The sequence below is a fragment of the Streptomyces sp. NPDC046122 genome (assembly GCF_056429965.1).
Window position 1 is genome coordinate 213,822 of sequence record NZ_JBWKLQ010000003.1, and the last position, 15,771, is coordinate 229,592.

Consider the following 15,771-nt stretch of genomic DNA (forward strand, 5'->3'; position numbering starts at 1 on the left):
GTTCGACGCCGCCGGTGCCCCGGACCGTTGCCCCTGGCATGCAACAGCAAGGGCACGGTTGTGTGCCCAAACGGTCGCGGGCACCATGCGGTGACCCCGGGTTTCCGTGGCACGGTGTCGCGGGCAGGCCACAGGGGGCGACGGAAGAGGGGGAACCGTGATCGTCTGGATCAACGGTGCGTTCAGTGCGGGCAAGACCAGCGCCGCGCGCGAACTGATCGATCTGATCCCGAACAGCACCTTCTACGACCCCGAACTGATCGGCGGGGGACTGCGACACCTACTGCCGCAGAAGCGGCTGGCGGAGGTCACCGACTACCAGGACCTCCCCATCTGGCGCCGGCTGGTCGTGGACACCGCGGCCGCGCTGCTGGCGGAAGTGGGCGGCATGCTGGTGGTGCCGATGACACTCCTGCGCCAGGAGTACCGCGACGAGATATTCGGCGGATTCGCCGCGCGCCGCATTCCCGTCCGCCACGTACTGCTCTCGGCAGACGAAACGATCCTCCGCGGACGGATCGCCGCCCGCGAGGAGCTGCCCGACGACCCCGAGGGCAGCGAGCGCGTACGGCAGTGGTCGTACGAGCACATCGAGCCGTACCGCGCCGCGCTCTCCTGGCTGGCCGCCGACGCGCATGTCGTCGACACCAGCGCGCTGACGCCCGCCGAGACGGCCGTACGGATCGCCGAGGCGGTACGGACCGGGGCCGCGGGGAGCTGCGAGATCGTGCAGACGCCCGAGCCGACGGCCGAGACCGTCGCCGCGGGCGTCCTGCTCTTCGACGAGGCGGACCGGGTGCTGCTCGTGGATCCCACTTACAAGCCGGGCTGGGAGTTCCCGGGCGGGATCGTGGAGCGCGGGGAGGCGCCCGCGCGCGCCGGTATGCGCGAGGTCGAGGAGGAGGTCGGGATAGAACTCGCGGATGTGCCGAGGCTGCTGGTCGTCGACTGGGAGCCGCCGAGGCCGCCCGCGTACGGCGGCCTGCGCCTGATCTTCGACGGCGGCAGGCTCGACAGTGCGGCGGCCGGCCGGCTGGTCCTGCCCGGCTCGGAACTGCGCGGCTGGCGCTTCGTCACCGAGGAGGAGGCCGGCGGGCTGCTGCCGCCGATCCGCTACGCGCGGCTGCGCTGGGCGCTGCGGGCCCGGGAGAGGTCAGCCGTGCTCAATCTGGAGGCCGGAGTCCCGGTCGGCTGATGCCCGCAGAACGGCGGCCGTGTCCTCGGTCAGGGGGTCTCCGTGGCCGAAGCAGGCGACGGCGGGAGCGAGCGCCGCCAGGCGGCGGAAGGACGCCAGGGCCCGGTCTCGGTCCGTGTTGAAGACGCCGAGCATGACCTGGCCGACGCCCGCCACGCAGTCGCCCGTGAACAGCACCCCGTGCCGCGGCAGGTGCACGCCGATGCTCCCGTCCGTGTGACCGGGAGCGTGGACGACCCGCGCGCCGTCGCCGAACCCGAGCAGGTCGCCGTCCTCGGCCTCCCGGTCCACCCGGGTGGCCGGGGCCGGCGGAACCGTCAGCCCATGGGCGTACAGCGGACGTTCCCAATCCAGCAGCACGGGCTCCGGCACCGGCTGCTCGCCGCGGATCACCGGGGCGTCCAGCCGGTGCGCGATCACCTCGGCGCCGTACCGGTCGGCCAGCTCGCCGGCGGCGCCGACGTGGTCCCGGTGGCAGTGGGTGAGGACGATCCGGCGGATGTCCCGCGGGCGCAGCCCCAGGCTCCGTATCGCCTCCTCGACGTCGGCCGCGGCGTCCTTGTCGCCCGCGTCGACGAGAGTCAGCTCGGCGCCGTCGCGCCAGAGGTACGCCTGGCCGACGCGGAAGCGGAACATGTGCAGCCGGTCGGGGACTACTTCGACGAGATCCATGCGGCGAACGTACGACGGGCCGGCCGCCCGCCGCACGGATCTACGCTGTCGGCGATGTCCGCCGAGCGCTGAACCCCCTGAGCGCCGCGGCCGTCAACCCTGCTTCGAACGTGCGTAGTTGACGAGGAACAGCGCCTCGGCGACGGACATCCGCTCCAGCTCCTGCGGCGAGACGCTCTCGTTCACCGCGTGGATCTGCGCCTCCGGCTCGCTCAGTCCGACGAGCAGGATCTCGGCCTTCGGGTAGAGCGCTGCGAGCGTGTTGCACAGCGGGATCGAGCCGCCCATCCCGGACGTCTGCATCTCCTCGCCCGGGTACGCCACGCGCATCGCCCGCGCCATCGAGGTGTACGCGGGGCTGGTCACGTCCGCCTTGAACGGCTGGCCCTGGCCCACCTGCTCCACCGCGACCCGCGCGCCCCACGGCGTGTGCGCCAGCAGGTGCGCCGTGAGCAGCTTCGTCGCCTCTGCCGCATCCTGGCCCGGCGGCACGCGCAGGCTGATCTGTGCCCGCGCGCTCGCCTGGAGGGACGGCGTCGCGCCGACCACCGGCGGGCAGTCGATGCCGATGACGGTGACGGCGGGGCGCGCCCAGATGCGGTCGGCGACCGAGCCGCCGCCGATCAGGCCGACCCCGTCGAGGACCCGCGCGTCCTTGCGGAACTCCTCCTCGGGGTACTCCAGACCGTCCCACGCGGAGTCGGCGGTCAGCCCGTCCACGGTCGTCGTCCCGTCCTCGCCCCGCAGCGAGGCCAGCAGCTGGATGAGCGCGGCGAGGGCGTCGGGGGCCGCGCCGCCGAACTGGCCCGAGTGCAGGTTGCCTTCGAGAGTGTCCACCTGCACGCGGAGCATGGTCATGCCGCGCAGCGTCGCGGTGACCGTCGGCAGACCGACGCGGAAGTTCCCGGTGTCGCCGATGACGATCGTGTCGGCGGCGAGCAGCTCGGGGTGCGCCTCGGCGTACTGCTCCAGACCGCCCGTGCCCTGCTCCTCCGACCCCTCCAGGATCACCTTCACCGAGACCGGTACGCCGCCGTTCTCCTTGAGGGCGCGCAGCGCGAGCAGGTGCATGATGAAGCCGCCCTTGCAGTCGGCGGCGCCGCGCCCGTACCAGCGGCCGTCGCGCTCGGTCAGCTCGAAGGGCGGCGAGACCCACGCGGACTCGTCGAGCGGCGGCTGCACGTCGTAGTGCGCGTACAGCAGCACGGTCGGCGCGCCCGCCGGGCCGGGCAGGAATCCGTACACCGACTGGCTGCCGTCGGGGGTGTCGAGCAGCGCGACGTCCTGGAAGCCCTCGGCACGCAGCGTGTCGGCGCACCAGGCGGCGGCCGCCTCGCACTCGCTCCTGGGGAACTGAGCGGGGTCCGCCACCGACCGGAAGGCCACCAGCTCCGCGAGCTCCGTCCGCGCGCGGGGCATCAGCGAGGCGATGGTCTCTGCTATCGGTTCGGCGGTCATGGGCACGCTCCTCGTGAGTGCGACGTTGTAGTGCGTGTATGTGTTCGTACGGGGTGGCCGACAAGCACCGCCCGATCCTCCCACAGCGAGATCGGCGGCTCCTGCGCCGTAGGATGCCTCAGCAGTACGGATCACCGGGCGGATCAGGAGCAGAAGCACATCGTGAGCAGCGAGAACGCAGACGCCGGACGTGAGCGCGACGAGCCGGTGTGGGACGTGGTCGTGGTCGGTGCCGGGCCCGCCGGGGCGTCGGCGGCATACGCGGCGGCGGTCGCGGGACGGCGCGTACTCCTCCTGGAGAAGGCGGAGCTCCCCCGCTACAAGACCTGCGGCGGAGGCATCATCGGGCCTTCGCGCGACGCGCTGCCGCCCGGTTTCGAACTGCCGTTCAAGGACCGGGTGCACGCCGTGACGTTCTCGCTGGGCGGGAAGCTCTCGCGGACACGCCGGTCGAAGACGATGCTCTTCGGGCTCATCAACCGGCCGGAGTTCGACGCCGCGCTGGTCGCGGAGGCGCAGAAGGCTGGTGCCGAGGTCCGTACCGGAGCGACGGTGGCGCGCGTCGAGCAGCACGGCGCGGCCGTGCCGGACCGGCGCACGGTCGCCGTCGTCCTGGCCGGCGGCGAGACGGTGCTGGCGCGGGCGGTCGTCGGCGCGGACGGCAGCGCGAGCCGGATAGGGGCACACGTCGGGGTGAAGCTCGACCAGGTGGATCTCGGCCTGGAAGCCGAGATCCCGGTGCCGGAGACGGTCGCCGAGGACTGGGCGGGGCGGGTGCTCATCGACTGGGGGCCGCTTCCCGGCAGTTACGGCTGGGTGTTCCCCAAGGGCGGGACGCTGACGGTCGGGGTCATCTCGGCGCGCGGCGACGGAGCGGCCACCAAGCGGTACCTGGAGGACTTCATCGCCCGGCTGGGGCTGGCCGGTTTCGAGCCGGCGGTCTCCTCGGGGCACCTGACGCGCTGCCGCAGCGACGACTCGCCGCTGTCGCGCGGCCGGGTGCTGGTGTGCGGGGACGCGGCGGGGCTGCTGGAGCCGTGGACCCGCGAGGGGATCTCCTTCGCGCTGCGGTCCGGGCGGCTCGCGGGGGAGTGGGCGGTGCGGATCGCTGAGGCGCAGGATGCCGTGGACGCCCGCCGGCAGGCGCTGAACTACGCCTTCGCCATCAAGGCCGGCCTCGGGGTGGAGATGGGCGTCGGACGGCGGATGCTGGCGCTGTTCGAGCGGCGGCCGGGGCTGCTGCACGCCGCCATAACCGGATTCCGGCCCGCCTGGAAGATGTTCGCCGGCATCACGCGCGGGTCGACGACCCTGGGCGAGATCGTACGGACGCGCCCGGTCGTCCAGCGCGCGCTGAGCGCGCTGGACAAGGCGTAGGGGGCGCGGGGCGGCGCAAGGGCGGCGTGGGTGGCGGCAGCAGACGCTGCGGCGACCGCGCCGACTGCCGGGGAGCGGCCTGTGCTTCCCGGTCAGGGCCGCACGGTGATGCGGAAGATGGGGTGGTCGGGGGAGATGCGGCGCAGCTCCTCGGCGGAGGACTCCGGGCCCACGCCGCCGAAGAACACGCCGACCTCCGCCTTCCAGCGCTCGAGGTAGGCGCGGAGCAGTTCGGGCTTCTCGTCGTCGTGGACCTCGGTGGCCGTGAACGTTTCGGCCTTCTTGCCGAGGTGGAGTTCACCGCCGCCGGCGGCGCGCATGTTGTGCGTCCACTGGACGTGCCCGCGGGCCGCCACGAGGTACGTCGCTCCGTCGACGACCAGCGGATTGACCGGGGTGCGACGCCATTCGCCGCTCTTGCGGCCGCGCACCGCCAGTTCTTTTGCGCCTCGGACGCTCAGGCCGCGGCGCGTGAGCCAGGCGACGGTGCGGTTGAGGATCTTTACCGTGAACCAGCCGGGCTTCCGCACGTGTGCGGACATGGCTTCCCTCTTGTTTTGTGAGCGCTGCTCACGCTTGAGAGCAGTGTGCACGTGATCGGCGATCCAGAGCAAGAGCACTGCTCTTGTTGTGGGGCACTGATCTCACTCATGGCACACTGTTCTCCCATGAGCACCACGCGCGGAGCCAGAGAGCGAGCCCGGGCCGAAGTCACGGCCGCCATCAAGGAAGAGGCCCGCAGACAACTCGCGGCCGAGGGCGCCGCCAAGCTCTCCCTGCGTGCCGTCGCCCGCGAACTCGGCATGGTGTCCTCCGCCCTCTACCGCTACTTCCCGAGCCGCGACGACCTCCTGACCGCCTTGATCGTCGACGCGTACGACGCCGTCGGCGCAGCCGCCGAGGCCGCCCTGGCGGAGCAGCCCGCCCGCGCCGCCCACACCGCCCGCTGGACCGCCGTCTGCCATGCCGTACGGCGCTGGGCGCTCGCGCACCCGCACGAGTACGCCCTGATCTACGGCTCGCCCGTCCCCGGCTACACCGCCCCGATGACGACGGTCGGCCCCGCCTCCCGGGTCGGACTGGCTCTCGTCTCCGTCGTCCGCGACGCCCACCGGGACAGCGGTGTCGCCGTGCCGCCCCTCCACGCGGCCCTGGGCGCCGAGGCCCGGCGGCTCGCCGCCGAGGTGGCGCCCGACCTGCCGCCGCCGGTCGTCGCCGCCCTCGTCGCCGCCTGGTCGCAGCTCTTCGGCCTCGTCTCCTTCGAGGTCTTCGGCCAGTTCAACCGGATCGTCGAGGACCGCGACGCCTTCTTCACGCACTCCGCCGCCACCCTTGCGAACGCCGTGGGTCTGATCGCCGGCACCGGCGCCGCACCCGCCGGCTCCGGGTCCTGACCCGGCCGGCGCCGGTGGCCGGGGGGGTCCAGGTACCGCGAGGGCCTCGGCGACGAGGTGCTGAACGGCCCTGGCGGAACTGATGGACCGCGAGCGGGAGGTGATGGCGCGGGCGGGCATCGGCCTGTCCGACGAGGAGATCGCCCGCCGTCCGGTGGTCAGCCCGCTCACCGCGAAGACGCACGTCGGCCGCACCCACGTCGGCCGCACCAGGGGCAGGCTCGGTGCCCGCGACCGGGCGCAACCGGCCGTACGGGCCTACGAGTCGGGACTCGTGCGCCCCGGCTGGCTCGGCTGAGTGCCGGGCGCGCCGCGATAGCCCCACAGCACGTGCACCACCCGTACGACGAAGACGATCGCGGCCGCCACGCCGCCGGCCAGGAGCACGGCCCGGCCGGGCCCCGGGGCAGTGAGCAGCCACGGCGCGGTGACGGCGGCGAAGGTGACGGCGGCGAGGACCGCCGCGCTCAGCACGGCGTAACCGATCTCGATCGTCATCGCGTCCCGCTGCGCCGGCGTCCTCGTGCCCATGCGGCCCAGTCTCACAGCGAGCGCGGCCGGAGGGCAAGGGACACCCGACGGCCGCACACGTTCGCGCGCCGGCCCGCTCCGCCGCGCCTTTGCCGCAGCGGTGCCGCGGTCCGCGTCGCGACGAGCGCGCCGTTCAGACGATGTGCGACTTCTCCCGCCACAGGCGGGCGATGGCCTCGTCACCGGACACCGTGATCGCGGACAGCGGCAGCCGGTTCCACAGCGTCAGGTAGAGCGCCTCGGCGGTGCCGCTCACCTCGCAGTCGGCGGCGCCGTCGGCGTCGTCCCGCGTCGTCCGCTCCGTGCGTGGCGGCCCGTCGCCGAGGCCGACCGTCCACACGTCCGCCGAGTCGGTCGGCCGTACGCGCAGGAGCCGCGGCTCAGCGGTGCGCACCCGGCTGCGGTCCCGGGCGTGGAAGCCGCGCAGCAACTCGTCTATGCCGTCCGCGGAGAACTCGCTCGACAGTGGGGCCAGTCGCGCGCCCAGCGCCGACTCGGCGTCCACCCGGTGGACCGCCGTCTCGTGCGCCTGCCGCCGGGCCCAGAAGGCGAGGGGCGACGGCGCGGGCAGGAAGGTCCAGCACTCCAGGTCCTCGGGGGCGGCCCGCAGTGCGGCCACCAGTGAGGCGTGGCCGTCGCGGAACCACGCGAGCAGCGCGTCACCGTCCAGGTCCGGTTCGCTCTCCTCGGGGTGGAACGTCGTACGCCCCGCCGTGACGAACGCCGTGGCCCACCGGTGGACCACGCCGGTGTGCCGCAGGAGGTCGCGGACCTGCCAGTCCGGGCAGGTCGGCACGTCGGCGTCCGGTCCCGCCTTCTCGGCGGCGGCGGCCAGCAACTGGCCCTCGGTGGCGAGCGATTCGATGAATTCGGCTGTGTCCATACGGGAGATTGTGACAACGGCCCGCGCCGGCGATCACGCGCCCTGCGGACGGGCCGAGGCGCGGCGGAGAAGCCGGAGGATCCACCCGAGCGCGAACGACTGGATGAGCACCGGGAGCGGCAGGGCGGTGGAGAAGAACACGTCGGAACCGATCACATCTGCCCCGAGAACGTCGCCGCCGAGGAAGAAGGCGACGAGCGTCGGCGCGCTCACGAGAAGCAGTGAGACCCCGGCGAACGAGGCGTCCTCGTGAGCCACGAAAAGAGCGTATCGACGGTGACGAACAGCGCGGTGGCCGCGACCAGCCCGAGGCAGGCCGGCGAGGCGGGGTTGCGGAACGTCAGGAGTGCGACGGTGGGCAGGCGTCGAGCGGTCATGGTGGTCGCTCCGTCCGGGTGGTCCCCCGGGTGCGCCCAGGGGGGTCGGGCGCATCTGAGTACGCCTGCTCAGCCGTGCCGGTGCGCCGACGCGTCGCGGGCCGCGTACCCGAGCAGGGCGGCGGCTGCGGCGAGCACTGCCACCGTCGTCAGTGCGACCGGAAGCGAGAACCAGTCGGCGAGGAAGCCGATCACGGGCGGCCCGACGAGCATGCCGCCGTAGCCGAGGGTGGACGCCGCCGCGACGCCGCTCGGGCCGGCGATCGCGCCCGCCCTCGCGACCGCCACGGGGAAGATGTTCGCGAGGCCCAGCCCCGTCACGGCGAAGCCGACGAGCGCGAGCCAGGCGACGGGTGCGAGCGCGCCCAGCAGCATGCCGACGGCGGCGAGCGCCCCGCCCGTGACGAGAGTGCGGGTCTGACCGAGCCGTTCGAGCAGGGTGGTGCCGCTGAGCCGGCCCACGGCCATGGCCAGTGCGAAGAGGGAGTACCCGGCAGCGGCGACGCCCGGGTGGGCGTGGAGGTCCTCCTGGAGGTGAAGGGTGCCCCACTCGGCGAGCGCCCCTTCGCCGTACGCCGTGCACAGGGCGATCACACCGAAGAGCGCGACGGCTTTACGGGCTGTTCCCCGGAGCGGCTTCGGGACGTTCCCGGGTGCGTCCTGCAGGCGCTCCCGGGAACGTTCGGGTGCACGCTCCGGGGAACGCGCCGGCCCGGGCGCGGGGTGGCGCAGCAGAGTGGGCGCGGCAGCGGCGGTGACGAGGAGCCCGACGCCGGTGAGCGCCAGGAGATGCGAGGGCGCGGACAACTGCCCCGCGACCAGGCCGCCGAGACCGGCCCCCGTCATCGCGCCGAGGCTGAAGGCGGCGTGGAAACTCGGCATGACAGGACGCCGCAGGGATCCGACGAGATCCACCGCGGCGCTGTTCATCGCGACGTTGATGCCGCCGTACGCGGCGCCGAACACCAGCAGTACGAGACCGAGCGCGAGCGTCGAGTACGTCTGCGCGGGCAGCGCGATGCTCAGCGACAGCAGTACGCCGCAGGCAACTGTCACGGGGTGGCTGCCGAAGCGCCGGCACAGCCGCCCGGTGAGCATCATCGTCACGACCGCGCCCCCGGAGACGCCGAGCAGGGCGAGGCCGAGGTCGCTCGCGGAGGCCCCGGTCTGCTCCTTGACGGCGGGGATGCGGACCACCCAGCCGGCGAAGAGGAAGCCGTCGAGGGCGAAGAACACGGTCAGGGCGGTGCGGAGGCGGGACAGGGAGGCTGCGGCGGTGTTTCCGCCCTCGCTTCCCCGTTCGGCCGTCCGTAGTTTGTTTAGGCTCGGCACAAACTCAGCATAGGGGCGGCCCCCCGATCCGGACAACCCAGGTGGCCGGCCGCCGCGGGCCACCGGAGCCGGGCCCGGACGATCTTCACCGGCATGCGAGACTCGCCCTCATGAACGGGAAGGCGACCACCATCAGAACGCGGCTGGAGAGAGGCCGGAGCGCGCTCGGGCCCGCCCTGGAACTGGTGCACACCGGACGGGCGCCGACCCGCGCCGTCCTGACCGCCGAACTCGGCGTCACCAGGGCCACCGCCGGGGCGGTCGCCGCCGAACTGGAGGCGCTCGGGCTGATCCAGGTCGACTCCCGGCCCGGGGCGGCGGCAGGTTCGCAGGGCCGCCCCTCGCACCGCCTCGCAGTCAACGACTCGGGCCCTGTCGTCCTCGCCGCCCAGATCCACGCCGACGGTTACCGGGCGGCGCTCGTCGGCCTCGGCGGCCGCATCGTCGCGACCGCCCCCGGCCGCAAGACGGTGTCCGCCGACCCGGCGCAGGTCCTGGGGGCGGTGGTCGACGCCGGCGCCGCACTCCTGCGCGAGAGCGGCCGCCGCTGCGTGGGCGCGGGCCTCGCCGTGCCGTCCGCCGTGGCCGAGCCCGAGGGCACGGCGCTCAACCCGCTGCACCTCGCCTGGCCCGCCGGTTCCCCGGTCCGCGACATCTTCGCCGGCCAGGTGCGCGAGGCGGGCATCGCGGGCCCCGCCTTCGCGGGCAACGACGTCAACCTCGCCGCGCTCGCCGAGCACCGGCACGGCGCGGGCCGCGGCGCACAGCACCTCCTCTGCGTCGCCACGGGCCACCGGGGCGTCGGTGGCGCGCTGGTCGTCGACGGCCGCCTGCACACCGGCAGTTCGGGCCTCGCCCTGGAAGTCGGCCACCTCACCGTCAATCCCGACGGCCGCCCCTGCTACTGCGGCGGCCGCGGCTGCCTCGACGTGGAGACCGACCCGCTCGCCTTCCTCACCGCGGCCGGCCGCGCCCCCGGCCCCGAGACCTCGCTGCTCCAGCAGTCCCGCGAGCTGCTGCGCGGACAGTACGGCGACCCAGAGGTCCGGACGGCGTGCGAGGAGCTCATCGACCGGCTGGGCCTGGGCCTCGCCGGACTCGTGAACATCCTCAACCCCGACCGCATCGTCCTCGGCGGCCTCCACCGCGAACTGCTCGACGCCGACCCGCAGCGGCTGCGCGCCGTGGTGGCCGACCGCAGCCTGTGGGGGCGCAGCGGCGGCGTACCCATCCTGCCGTGCACGCTGGACCACAACAGCCTGGTCGGAGCAGCCGAGTTGGCGTGGCAGCCGGTGCTCGACGATCCGCTCGCCGCGCTCGCGGCCTCGCAGGGGCCCGCGTGAGCGCGACGTACCCGGCCATCGAGCCCCACGACGAGGGGATGCTCGACGTCGGCCACGGAAACCTCGTCCACTGGGAGGTCTGTGGCAATCCGGCCGGCAAACCCGCGCTGGTCGTCCACGGCGGCCCGGGCTCCGGTTGCGCCCCCGGCGCCCGCCGGTACTTCGACCCCGAGCGCTACAGGACCGTCCTCTTCGACCAGCGGGGGTGCGGTCGCAGCACCCCCCACGCGAGCGACCCGGCCACCGACCTCACCCACAACACCACCCACCACCTGATCCGCGACATGGAGCGGCTGAGGGAGCGTCTGGGGATCGACCGCTGGCTGCTCTTCGGCGGCTCCTGGGGGTCGACGCTGATCCTCGCGTACGCCGAGAGCCACCCCGACCGGGTCTCCGAGATCGTCATCTCCGGGGTCACCACGACCCGCCGCTCGGAGATCGACTGGCTGTACCGGGGTGTCGCGCGGTTCTTCCCCGAGGCATGGCAGCACTTCCGTGCGGGCGTTCCCGGGAACGTCCCGGACGGCGACCTGGTGGCGGCGTACGCACGGCTCGTCTCCGATCCCGATCCGGCCGTACGCGAGAAGGCCACCGTCGACTGGTGCGCCTGGGAGGACGCGGTGCTCTCCCTCGAACCGAGCGGCGGCGCCCACCCGTACGGCGACCGCCCCGACGCCGACCGCGTCGCCCTGGTGCGCCTCGCCTCCCACTACTTCGCGCACGGCGCCTGGCTGGAGGAAGGCCGGCTGCTGCAGGAAGCGGGGCGGCTGGCCGGGATTCCGGGCGTACTGCTGCACGGCCGGCACGACCTGAGCAGCCCCCACGGCACGGCCTGGGAGCTCGCCCGGGCATGGCCGGACGCCGAGCTCACCGTCGTCGACGACGCGGGGCACAAGGGCAGCGACACGATGCGCCGACTGGTGATCGGCGCGCTCGACCGGTTCGCCCGGACGCCCGGCCGCTGAAGCGCGTACCGGCCCGGCGACGCACCCGGCCCGTCGGCCGGAGCGGCCGCATGGGCCCCACCTTGCTCCCCGCTGAGTAAGCGCACCGCCGCCGGCCGGACGAGCGGTTCGGCGCGCGGCGCACTGGGGCACCGCGCCGCATGCCGGCGGGCCCGGTCACCGGCGCGTGCCGGAACCGGGCCCACAGGTGGCGGGAAGCCTTGCGTCCGGTCAGCCCACCGCGGCGGACCGGGCGGCGGCCGGAGCGTGCGTCGCCGGGATGACCTCGTGATCAGCCCCGGCGTGCGAGAACGGGCCGTCGGTCGTCGCTCCGTACACGGGGTACGGCGGCAACGTCACGGCGGGAACGGGCGTGGGCAGTGTGAACCACACGACCTTCCCGGCGTCGCCCTGCGGGCGTACGCCCCAGCTCTCGCTGACCGCCTCGATGAGAGCGAGCCCGCGCCCGCTCGTGTCGGACGCGCCGGCCGCACGGACGGTGGGCAGACGCGGATCGTGGTCGTGGACGGACACCGTCAGGCGGTCGAGCAGCAGCTCGATCTCCACGGTGCACATCTTGTCCGGCTCTGCGTGCCGGTGGACGTTGGTCAGCAATTCGGTGACGCCGAGCGCCGCCGGGTCTATCAAGGGATCCAAATGCCAGTAGCGCAATTGGGCCGAAATGATTCTGCGGACCTGACCGATCCGCGACGGCAGGGCCTGGAGCTCCACCGTGCAGTGCCTGCTTGGCTCGCTGATCACGGCTGCGACTCCCCGAATAGGTCCGGAAGAAGACGAAGAACGGATCCAGCAGTGGCTGTCTGCTGATTGGTCCGGCGGGGCTGGTTCGCAGCGTCACCGCCGTTGCACCCTGAGTGATGTGAGACCAGGGTCGCCCAGGCGGTGCGGCCGCGCAACTCGCGCCACATCACTCCCGCGCGTCCCGTACGCCCGGAAGGCCGTACGCGTCCTGCGCCGCACGGACCGTTTCGAGGAACCGCTCGGCGAGTTCCTCGCCGTCCTTGGCCTGACCGCGCTGCCCCATGGTGAGCCGGTACCGGGTGCCGTTGACGGTGGCGACGGTGCTGTCCTCCCCGGCGAACCACGGCCTGGCCGCGGACACCGAGTCCAGCGGCGCGTTGTCGATCTGCCGGCCGTCGCTGGTCAGCAGGACCAGCCTGCCGTCCTGGACCAGCACCTGGCCGGCCCTGGTCAGTGAGCGGGGCCAGCACCCTATCCGTACACCCGTGGCGCTGAACTCGGGCTCCGCCATTCCACTTCGCCCCCTTCGCGCACGTGTCCTCCTCGCGCGGACGCCCTTCAGCGCGGACGCCCCTCCGCGCGGATGTCCTTTTCGCGCAGATGTCCTCGTGCGCAGTCTGCCGAAGGCGGGGCCCGCGCACCAGAGCACGTCGACGACCGCGTGAGGCGGCGCGGGGGCGCGCGCAGGCCCGTACCCGCGCGCCCCACAAGCGATCCCTATGGCTGCCCAAAGTCAACGTTTGTGCAGGTGAGGGGCTTAGAGTGGCAGCCGGGGACCGGAGTTCCCGGGCAGCACCGGCAGCCCGTGAGCGCTACGACGAGGAGTGGGCCCGCATGAGCACCACCGACCAGGCACGTACCGGCAGTGGCGCCACGCCGACGATCGACGTGGACCGCACCGATCCGGAGTACCGGGCCTGGCTGAAAGAGGCCGTCCGCAAGGTGCAGGCGGACGCCAACCGTTCCGCGGACACGCACCTGCTGCGCTTCCCCCTGCCGGACGCGTGGGGCATCGACCTCTACCTCAAGGACGAGTCGACCCACCCGACCGGCAGCCTCAAGCACCGCCTTGCCCGCTCGCTCTTCCTGTACGGCCTGTGCAACGGCTGGATCAGGCCCACCAAGCCCGTCATCGAGGCGTCCAGCGGGTCGACGGCGGTCTCCGAGGCGTACTTCGCCAAGCTGATCGGCGTGCCCTTCATCGCGGTGATGCCGCGCACCACGAGCCCCGAGAAGATCCGGCTCATCCAATTCCACGGCGGGCAGTGCCACTTCGTCGACGACTCCCGGAAGATGTACGAGGAGTCGGCCGCCCTCGCGGCCCGGACCGGCGGCCACTACATGGACCAGTTCACCTATGCGGAACGCGCCACCGACTGGCGCGGCAACAACAACATCGCCGAGTCCGTCTACCAGCAACTGAGGCTGGAACGGTACCCGGAACCGGCCTGGATCGTCGCCACCGCCGGGACGGGCGGCACCTCCGCGACCATCGCCCGTTACGTCCATTACATGCAGCACGACACGCGCATCTGCGTACCCGATCCGGAGAACTCCTGTTTCTTCGACGGCTGGACCCGGGGAGACGCGGGCGCGACGAGCGACTGCGGTTCGCGCATCGAGGGCATCGGCAGGCCCCGCATGGAGCCGAGCTTCGTACCGGGCGCCATCGACCGGATGATGAAGGTTCCGGACGCGGCGAGCGTGGCGGCCGTACGAGCACTGGACCGGGCCATCGGCCGCAAGGCGGGGGGCTCCACCGGAACCGGGCTGTGGAGCGCTCTGAAGATCGTCGCGGAGATGGTCGCGAACGGACAGAAGGGCAGCGTCGTCACGCTGCTCTGCGACCCCGGCGACCGCTACCTGGACAAGTACTACTCGGACGCCTGGCTCGCCGAACAGGGCCTGGACATCGCTCCGTACAGCGCGGCGATCGAACGGTTCCTGGCGACGGGGGAGTGGCCCTGCTGAGCGGCCGAGGCGTGCGGTGAGCGGTGTCTACGCGCGCGTGGCGGCCAGCCGCCGGTCGAGGGCCCGCACCGCGTCGTGGAAGGCCCGCCCCAGGCCGGGGCGCAGCAGACGCAGCGCCGGCCCGAGCGGGGCGGGTCCCGCCGCCGCGAACGTCCACCGCACCCGTGTGCCGGTCCCGGCCGGCGTGAGCCGCCACTCCTCCGCGAGGGCGCGCACACCGGGAGCGTTGGTCACGTCGACGCGGTACGCGTACCGCTCGGCGGGCTCGGCCGCCAGGACCGTCTCCCGGAAGCGGATGCCGCCCCTGAGGCGCACCTCGCGCCCGGCGCCGCCCGCCGTGGGCCGGCACAGCGTCACCGCGCCGAACCAGGCGGGCCAGCCGGTGACGTCCTCGGCGAGCGCCCGGTAGAGGGCCGCGGGCGGTGCGGCGGCCCCGGCGGTGAACACCAGGCGGGTCGGAGCGGTGGCGACGAAGTCGAGTCCCACGGGGCGGAGTCGGCGTGGCATGTGACCTGTACTCCCAGCGGTTCCGGCGGTGGCCGAGCGGGCGTCGGGCCCGCTCGCGCGCAGGCCCGCGGCCCGCGCACGGACCGAGCCCGCACACCGTAACCGGCGGTCCGTCAGATGTCCGCCGGTTCGCCGTCCCCGGCCTCACCGGACCCGTGCTCGCCGGCGACCACGAGACCCGGCAGGTGCTCCGCCATCTCCGCACGGGCGCCGGCCGACAGCCCGCGGTCCGTCACCAGGGCGTCGACCTCTTCGAGCGTGGCGAAGGAACTCAGCCCCACCGTCCCCCACTTGGTGTGGTCCGCGACCACGACGACCCGCCGCGCCGACCGCACCAGACGCCGGTTCGTCTCGGCCTCCGCCAGGTTGGGGGTCGACAGACCCGCCTCCACCGAGATCCCGTGCACCCCGAGGAACAGCACGTCGAAGTGGAGCGAGCGGATCGCCTGGTCGGCGACCGGACCCACCAGCGAGTCCGACGGCGTCCGCACGCCGCCGGTGAGCACCACCGTGGCCGCCCCGGGACGCGGCCCCTTCCCACCCGCGCGCTGCGCGGTGTGGAACACGTCCGCGACCCGCACCGAGTTGGTCACCACCGTCAGGTCCGGCACCTCCAGCAGGTGCTGGGCGAGCGCGTACGTCGTCGTGCCGCCGGACAGCGCGATCGCGCTGCCGGGCACCGCCATCGCCGCCGCCGCCCGGGCGATGTCCTCCTTGGCGCTCAGTTCGAGGGCCGACTTCGCCTCGAACCCGGGCTCGTGCGTACTGGCCTCGACCACCGGCACCGCGCCGCCGTGCACCTTCTCCACGACGCCCTGCCGCGCCAGCGCGTCCAGGTCCCGCCGGACCGTCATGTCGGAGACGTTGAGCCTCCTGGTCAGCTCTTGGACCCGGACACCTCCGCGCCGCCTGACCTCGTCCAGGATCAAGGCACGACGCTGCTCCGCGAGCAGGTTCTGACTGTCGGTCACGGGCGGTCCGGTCCCTTCGTTTCGGGGTACAGGCATGGAGGGGTTGCTCATCCT

General features: G+C 73.2%; 17 protein-coding genes and 1 pseudogene. 7 read left to right on the forward strand and 11 right to left on the reverse strand.

The features are described 5' to 3' along the window. Positions 1–157: 157 nt before the first annotated feature. Positions 158–1,195: an NUDIX hydrolase gene (locus tag AC07FK_RS10300; protein ID WP_479104298.1), complete on the forward strand. Its 1,038-nt coding sequence runs from the start codon at positions 158–160 to the stop codon at positions 1,193–1,195. Here AC07FK_RS10300 and AC07FK_RS10305 read toward each other — a convergent pair. Both AC07FK_RS10305 and AC07FK_RS10310 read right to left on the reverse strand, forming a co-directional pair. Beyond that, complete coding sequence (locus tag AC07FK_RS10305; protein ID WP_479104300.1) at positions 1,154–1,867, reverse strand: MBL fold metallo-hydrolase; 714 nt, start codon at positions 1,865–1,867, stop codon at positions 1,154–1,156. The two genes, AC07FK_RS10300 and AC07FK_RS10305, sit on opposite strands and share 42 nt — an antisense overlap. A 93-nt stretch (positions 1,868–1,960) precedes the next feature. Further along, positions 1,961–3,325 (reverse strand): M20/M25/M40 family metallo-hydrolase, encoded by a 1,365-nt coding sequence (locus AC07FK_RS10310; RefSeq protein WP_479104301.1) that lies wholly within the window; start codon positions 3,323–3,325, stop codon positions 1,961–1,963. 162 nt (positions 3,326–3,487) lie between these two features. On the opposite strand from AC07FK_RS10310, the gene AC07FK_RS10315 reads away from it, so the two are divergent. Further along, entirely contained in the window at positions 3,488–4,702 is a 1,215-nt protein-coding gene (locus tag AC07FK_RS10315; RefSeq protein WP_479104303.1) for a geranylgeranyl reductase family protein, read from the forward strand. A gap of 92 nt (positions 4,703–4,794) precedes the next feature. On the opposite strand, the gene AC07FK_RS10320 is transcribed toward AC07FK_RS10315, so the two are convergent. Further along, complete coding sequence (locus AC07FK_RS10320) at positions 4,795–5,244, reverse strand: nitroreductase family deazaflavin-dependent oxidoreductase (RefSeq protein ID WP_479104304.1); 450 nt, start codon at positions 5,242–5,244, stop codon at positions 4,795–4,797. Between the two features lie 126 nt (positions 5,245–5,370). On the opposite strand from AC07FK_RS10320, the gene AC07FK_RS10325 reads away from it, so the two are divergent. Further along, entirely contained in the window at positions 5,371–6,096 is a 726-nt protein-coding gene (locus tag AC07FK_RS10325; RefSeq protein ID WP_479104305.1) for a TetR/AcrR family transcriptional regulator, read from the forward strand. 67 nt (positions 6,097–6,163) lie between these two features. Beyond that, positions 6,164–6,394, forward strand: a pseudogene (locus AC07FK_RS10330) (response regulator transcription factor); the annotation flags it as partial. Here the strand turns inward: AC07FK_RS10330 and AC07FK_RS10335 are convergent. From AC07FK_RS10335 to AC07FK_RS10350, 4 genes are all read right to left on the reverse strand, one after another. Further along, positions 6,355–6,627, reverse strand: a complete 273-nt coding sequence (locus tag AC07FK_RS10335; RefSeq protein ID WP_479104307.1) for a DUF6332 family protein — start codon at positions 6,625–6,627, stop codon at positions 6,355–6,357. The pseudogene AC07FK_RS10330 and the gene AC07FK_RS10335 overlap by 40 nt on opposite strands. Positions 6,628–6,760: 133 nt before the next feature. Beyond that, a complete protein-coding gene (locus AC07FK_RS10340; RefSeq protein ID WP_479104308.1) occupies positions 6,761–7,510 on the reverse strand; it encodes a maleylpyruvate isomerase family mycothiol-dependent enzyme in 750 nt (249 codons plus the stop codon). 33 nt (positions 7,511–7,543) lie between these two features. After that, positions 7,544–7,768, reverse strand: a complete 225-nt coding sequence (locus AC07FK_RS10345) for an SCO4225 family membrane protein (protein ID WP_479104309.1) — start codon at positions 7,766–7,768, stop codon at positions 7,544–7,546. A 188-nt stretch (positions 7,769–7,956) separates the two neighbouring features. Continuing rightward, positions 7,957–9,219: an MFS transporter gene (locus AC07FK_RS10350; RefSeq protein WP_479104310.1), complete on the reverse strand. Its 1,263-nt coding sequence runs from the start codon at positions 9,217–9,219 to the stop codon at positions 7,957–7,959. Positions 9,220–9,329: 110 nt separating this feature from the next. On the opposite strand from AC07FK_RS10350, the gene AC07FK_RS10355 reads away from it, so the two are divergent. Further along, on the forward strand, positions 9,330–10,562 hold the full coding sequence (locus tag AC07FK_RS10355; RefSeq protein ID WP_479104312.1) for an ROK family protein: 1,233 nt from the start codon (positions 9,330–9,332) through the stop codon (positions 10,560–10,562). Continuing rightward, positions 10,559–11,527, forward strand: coding sequence for a prolyl aminopeptidase (gene pip / locus AC07FK_RS10360; protein ID WP_479104314.1), 969 nt, complete (start codon positions 10,559–10,561; stop codon positions 11,525–11,527). Before AC07FK_RS10355 ends, pip begins: the two co-directional genes overlap by 4 nt. Before the next feature lie 210 nt (positions 11,528–11,737). On the opposite strand, the gene AC07FK_RS10365 is transcribed toward pip, so the two are convergent. Both AC07FK_RS10365 and AC07FK_RS10370 read right to left on the reverse strand, forming a co-directional pair. Continuing rightward, positions 11,738–12,268 carry an ATP-binding protein gene (locus tag AC07FK_RS10365; RefSeq protein ID WP_479104316.1) on the reverse strand — a complete coding sequence of 177 codons (531 nt, stop codon included), beginning with the start codon at positions 12,266–12,268 and terminating at the stop codon, positions 11,738–11,740. A gap of 166 nt (positions 12,269–12,434) precedes the next feature. Next, positions 12,435–12,779 (reverse strand): hypothetical protein, encoded by a 345-nt coding sequence (locus AC07FK_RS10370; RefSeq protein WP_479104318.1) that lies wholly within the window; start codon positions 12,777–12,779, stop codon positions 12,435–12,437. A gap of 323 nt (positions 12,780–13,102) precedes the next feature. Here AC07FK_RS10370 and cds1 point away from each other — a divergent pair, with 323 nt between their 5' ends. Next, entirely contained in the window at positions 13,103–14,239 is a 1,137-nt protein-coding gene (cds1, locus tag AC07FK_RS10375; protein WP_479104319.1) for an L-cysteine desulfhydrase Cds1, read from the forward strand. Positions 14,240–14,266: 27 nt separating this feature from the next. On the opposite strand, the gene AC07FK_RS10380 is transcribed toward cds1, so the two are convergent. Together AC07FK_RS10380 and AC07FK_RS10385 are read right to left on the reverse strand one after the other, a co-directional pair. Then, a complete protein-coding gene (locus AC07FK_RS10380) occupies positions 14,267–14,746 on the reverse strand; it encodes an SRPBCC family protein (RefSeq protein ID WP_479104321.1) in 480 nt (159 codons plus the stop codon). 113 nt (positions 14,747–14,859) lie between these two features. After that, complete coding sequence (locus AC07FK_RS10385; protein ID WP_479104322.1) at positions 14,860–15,717, reverse strand: DeoR/GlpR family DNA-binding transcription regulator; 858 nt, start codon at positions 15,715–15,717, stop codon at positions 14,860–14,862. Between the last annotated feature and the right edge of the window lie 54 nt (positions 15,718–15,771).